This window comes from Streptomyces sp. NPDC059456, from assembly GCF_042750055.1.
In the GTDB taxonomy this organism is placed as follows: Bacteria; Actinomycetota; Actinomycetes; order Streptomycetales; family Streptomycetaceae; genus Streptomyces.
The window spans coordinates 1-4,079 of record NZ_JBHYVA010000541.1; the positions used below are offsets into that span (position 1 = coordinate 1).

At 72.3% G+C, this 4,079-nt stretch carries 3 protein-coding genes and 1 pseudogene; 1 reads left to right on the forward strand and 3 read right to left on the reverse strand.

The annotated features are described in order from the left end of the window. Nucleotides 1–437: 437 nt before the first annotated feature. A pseudogene (locus ACFXA3_RS32755) lies at nucleotides 438–719 on the reverse strand (DUF3039 domain-containing protein); the annotation flags it as partial. A gap of 29 nt (nucleotides 720–748) precedes the next feature. Further along, the gene (locus ACFXA3_RS32760) at nucleotides 749–1,309 is read right to left on the reverse strand and encodes a YqgE/AlgH family protein (protein WP_054225166.1); all 561 of its coding nucleotides are present in this window, start codon (nucleotides 1,307–1,309) and stop codon (nucleotides 749–751) included. 289 nt (nucleotides 1,310–1,598) lie between these two features. On the opposite strand from ACFXA3_RS32760, the gene murA reads away from it, so the two are divergent. Next, the gene (gene murA / locus ACFXA3_RS32765) at nucleotides 1,599–2,945 is read left to right on the forward strand and encodes a UDP-N-acetylglucosamine 1-carboxyvinyltransferase (RefSeq protein WP_385192812.1); all 1,347 of its coding nucleotides are present in this window, start codon (nucleotides 1,599–1,601) and stop codon (nucleotides 2,943–2,945) included. 451 nt (nucleotides 2,946–3,396) lie between these two features. Here murA and ACFXA3_RS32770 read toward each other — a convergent pair whose 3' ends face one another. Beyond that, entirely contained in the window at nucleotides 3,397–3,678 is a 282-nt protein-coding gene (locus ACFXA3_RS32770) for an HU family DNA-binding protein (protein ID WP_007264399.1), read from the reverse strand. Between the last annotated feature and the right edge of the window lie 401 nt (nucleotides 3,679–4,079).

Here is a 4,079-nt window from a genome sequence, read left to right on the forward strand (position 1 = left end):
GGCTCCGACAGACGAGGTTGATCATCACGGGCCGGGCGACGGTTGCGCGACTCTTCGCGACGGGCCTGGCCGTCACGGGGTGCACCGTTGCGCGGGCCGCTGCGCTTGGCCGGCGGGGTGCCGGTGGTGGCGCCGTTGCTGCTGCGCGGACCGTTCTGGCGACCTTGTGGCTGGCCGCCGGTGCGTGGTGCAGAACCTGCGCCTGCGCCCTGGGCGGGAGCGCCCGGACGACGACCGCGACCCTGGGCCGGCTTGGCCTGGGGCACGTAGTCAACGCGGTTACCGAAGTTGTCTACGTCGTCGTCCAGGAACTCGTCCGGAGCACGGTCGGCAGCAGCACGTGGCGGTTGGCTCGGCTGGCGCTGTTCGCGGGCCGGGGTGCCTTCACGGGGCTTTTGCTCACGGGCCGGGCGTTCGCCACGGCCATTGGTCGCAGCCTTGTCCTTGCCGCCCTTGTCCTTGTCCCCGCCGGGGCCCATGGACTCGTAGATCTCCTTGCACATGGGGCAGACCGGGTACTTCTTCGGGTCCCGGCCCGGCACCCACACCTTGCCGCAGAGCGCGACGACGGGGGTGCCGCCGAGCGCGCTCTCCATGATCTTGTCCTTCTGGACGTAGTGGGCGAAGCGCTCGTGGTCGCCGTCGCCGTGGGACACCTGCGGCGTCGGCTCTACGAGGGTCCCCGTACCAGTCCCGCGCTCGGGCTCAAGAGTGCTCATAAAAGCCAGGGTACCGACCCGTGCGCGGGTCAGTTGAGCGACGGGTCGTCCGGATAGGTGGCGACCATCGCGAGCTCGTTGCGCTGGCGGCGCAGCACCGCCCGCCACAGCCTCTCGGGATCGGGGAACGACACGTCCCCCGGCTCCGATTCCACGACGTACCAGGCGCCGTCGCCGAGCTCCGCCTCCAGCTGGCCGGGGCCCCAGCCCGAGTAGCCGGCGAAGATCCGCAGCGAGCCGAGGGCGGCGGCCAGCAGCTCCGGCGGGGCCTCCAGGTCGACCAGGCCGATCGCCCCGTACACGCGGCGCCATCCGAGTGGCCCCTCCTCGCCCGGGATGACCGCCACGCCGAGGGCCGAGTCCAGCCCGACCGGGCCGCCCTGGAAGACGACCCCGGGATCGCCGGCCAGGGTCGCCCAGGGCAGCAGGACGTCGCCGACGCCGACGGGGGTGGGCCGGTTCAGGACCACGCCGAGGGAGCCCTGCTCGTCGTGGTCGAGCAGCAGCACCACCGCGCGGTCGAAGTTCGGATCCGCGAGGGCGGGGGTGGCCACGAGCAGCCGCCCTGTGAGGGAGGACACCTCGGTCATGCCGACATGATCCCGCATATTCGCCCTTCAGGGGGAGCGGGGAACGGCATCGGATCGCACGCGGTTGCGGGCGCACCGCAGCAGGGAGGAGCGCGTGACCCCCCGGGCAGGCGGAATGCGACGCTCCGCCATGGGGCGGGCACGGTGGGTGTTGTGGCCGATTCATGACCGTTCTCCGGCCGCGTCGGCCTTACGAACAAGGGGGTCGTGCCCCTTACCCTTTTCCCTGGCCCCCTGCCCACCCTCCTCTGGCTTCGCCGGGGGAGCCCCTCTCCGGAACGCGAGATTCATGACCGGCACAGACAGAGACGACGTATTGCTTGTCCATGGCGGTACCCCGCTTGAGGGCGAGATCCGTGTCCGCGGTGCGAAGAACCTCGTGCCCAAGGCCATGGTCGCCGCTCTGCTCGGCAGCGGACCCAGTCGGCTCCGCAACGTTCCCGACATCCGCGACGTCAGGGTCGTGCGCGGGCTGCTCCAGCTGCACGGGGTGACCGTCCGCCCCGGCGAGGAGCCGGGCGAGCTCGTGCTCGACCCGACCCACGTCGAGAGCGCGAACGTCGCCGACATCGACGCGCACGCGGGTTCGTCGCGCATCCCGATCCTGTTCTGCGGACCGCTGCTGCACCGCCTGGGCCACGCCTTCATCCCGGGCCTCGGCGGCTGCGACATCGGCGGCCGGCCGATCGACTTCCACTTCGACGTGCTCCGCCAGTTCGGCGCGACCATCGAGAAGCGGGAGGGCGGCCAGTACCTGGAGGCCCCGCAGCGCCTCCGCGGCTGCAAGATCCGCCTGCCCTACCCCTCGGTCGGCTCGACCGAACAGGTGCTCCTGACGGCCGTCCTGGCCGAGGGCGTCACCGAGCTCAGCAACGCCGCGGTGGAGCCGGAGATCGAGGACCTCATCTGCGTCCTGCAGAAGATGGGCGCCATCATCTCCATGGACACCGACCGGACGATCCGGATCACCGGTGTCGACCGTCTCGGCGGCTACAACCACAAGGCGCTCCCGGACCGCCTGGAAGCCGCCTCCTGGGCCTCCGCGGCGCTGGCGACCGGCGGCAACATCTACGTCCGCGGGGCGCAGCAGCGCTCGATGATGACCTTCCTGAACACGTTCCGCAGGGTCGGCGGCGCGTTCGAGATCGACGACGAGGGCATCCGCTTCTGGCACCCGGGCGGCCCGCTGAACGCGATCGCGCTCGAAACGGACGTGCACCCGGGCTTCCAGACGGACTGGCAGCAGCCGCTGGTGGTCGCCCTGACGCAGGCCGCGGGCCTGTCGATCGTCCACGAGACGGTGTACGAGTCCCGGCTGGGATTCACCTCGGCGCTCAACCAGATGGGTGCACACATCCAGCTGTACCGGGAGTGCCTGGGCGGCAGCGCCTGCCGGTTCGGGCAGCGCAACTTCCTGCACTCGGCGGTCGTCTCCGGCCCGACCAAGCTGCAGGGCGCCGACCTGGTCATCCCCGACCTGCGCGGCGGGTTCTCGTACCTGATCGCGGCGCTGGCGGCCGAGGGCACCTCGCGGGTCCACGGCATCGACCTCATCAACCGCGGCTACGAGAACTTCATGGAGAAGCTCGTGGAGCTGGGAGCGAAGGTCGAACTCCCGGGCGGCGACCTCGTCTGACGCCCGTGGGGCCGCCCGACGGCCACACGCAAGCCCCCCGGGCCCCCACCAGGGCCCGGGGGGCTTTCGCATGCACCCACCGCCCGTACCCGCCGTCGAACGGCCCGTACCCGGCCCACCGGGCCCGTACGCGCACCCTCAACCGGCCCGGCGAGCCCGCAACCCGGCCCGGCGGGCCCGTACTCGGCCCACCGGGCCCGTACGCGGCCGCTCGACCGCCCGTACCCGGCCCGCCGGGCCGGGGGGGCGGTCCGCCAACGGCCGTACGGGGCCCACCAGGCCCGTACGGGGCCGCTCGACGGCGTGGGCGGCCCCGACGGGCCCGCGGGGGCTCCGGGACCCCGGACAGGCCGAAGGGCGGCCTTCCCGCCCGGGAATGGCCGCCCTTCGCCAGTACTGCGTACTGCTCCGCCGCTCCGAAGGCCCGTACGGGCCCCGGTTCGGGCAGGACTTACTTGCCCTTGGCGGCTTCCTTGAGCTTGGAGCCCGCGGAGACCTTCACGCTGTAGCCGGCCGGGATCTGGATGGGGTCGCCGGTCTGCGGGTTGCGCGCGGTGCGAGCGGCACGGTGGGTGCGCTCGAAGGTCAGGAAGCCGGGGATGGTGACCTTCTCGTCGCCCTTGGCGACGATCTCGCCGACGGTCTCGGCGAGCGCGGCCAGAACGGCGTCGGCGTCCTTGCGGGTCACCTCGGCGCGCTCGGACAGAGCGGCCACCAGCTCACTGCGGTTCATGTTGTACTCCCGTGTTCAACTTGCCTTAGAGGCGTGAGATCGAAGCCGATGCTGCCAGGGCCCTCGGACAGTCCCCGGACCCGGGTCTGAACGTCAGACCCTCTCGCCCGGTTACGCATCCTGCCCCCACCAGCGGCGGGAAAGCCAATCCGGCACCCGCCAGGGTCACACGAAAAGCGCCACAGTCACGCCGCGGTGACGCTCCGTCCGCACTTGGTGGATGCGGACCGCGGACCTCGCGGGCATCCCCGCAACCCTAGAGGCGGCCCGCCGGGCCCGCATCTCGCGACGCGCCGGGACGGGCAAGCCGTGAGGGCCGTCACAGGGCCGCCGGAGCCCGCGCCACCACCGGGTGCGGGGTGGGGGGGGGGGCCCGGGGGGGGGCGCCCCCCGCCGCCCCC

Coding starts and splice junctions, on each gene's coding strand:
- ACFXA3_RS32760 (WP_054225166.1), bottom strand. CDS start 1,309: ATGACCGAGGTGTCCTCCCTCACAGGGCGGCTGCTCGTGGCCACCCCC.
- murA (WP_385192812.1), top strand. CDS start 1,599: ATGACCGGCACAGACAGAGACGACGTATTGCTTGTCCATGGCGGTACC.
- ACFXA3_RS32770 (WP_007264399.1), bottom strand. CDS start 3,678: ATGAACCGCAGTGAGCTGGTGGCCGCTCTGTCCGAGCGCGCCGAGGTG.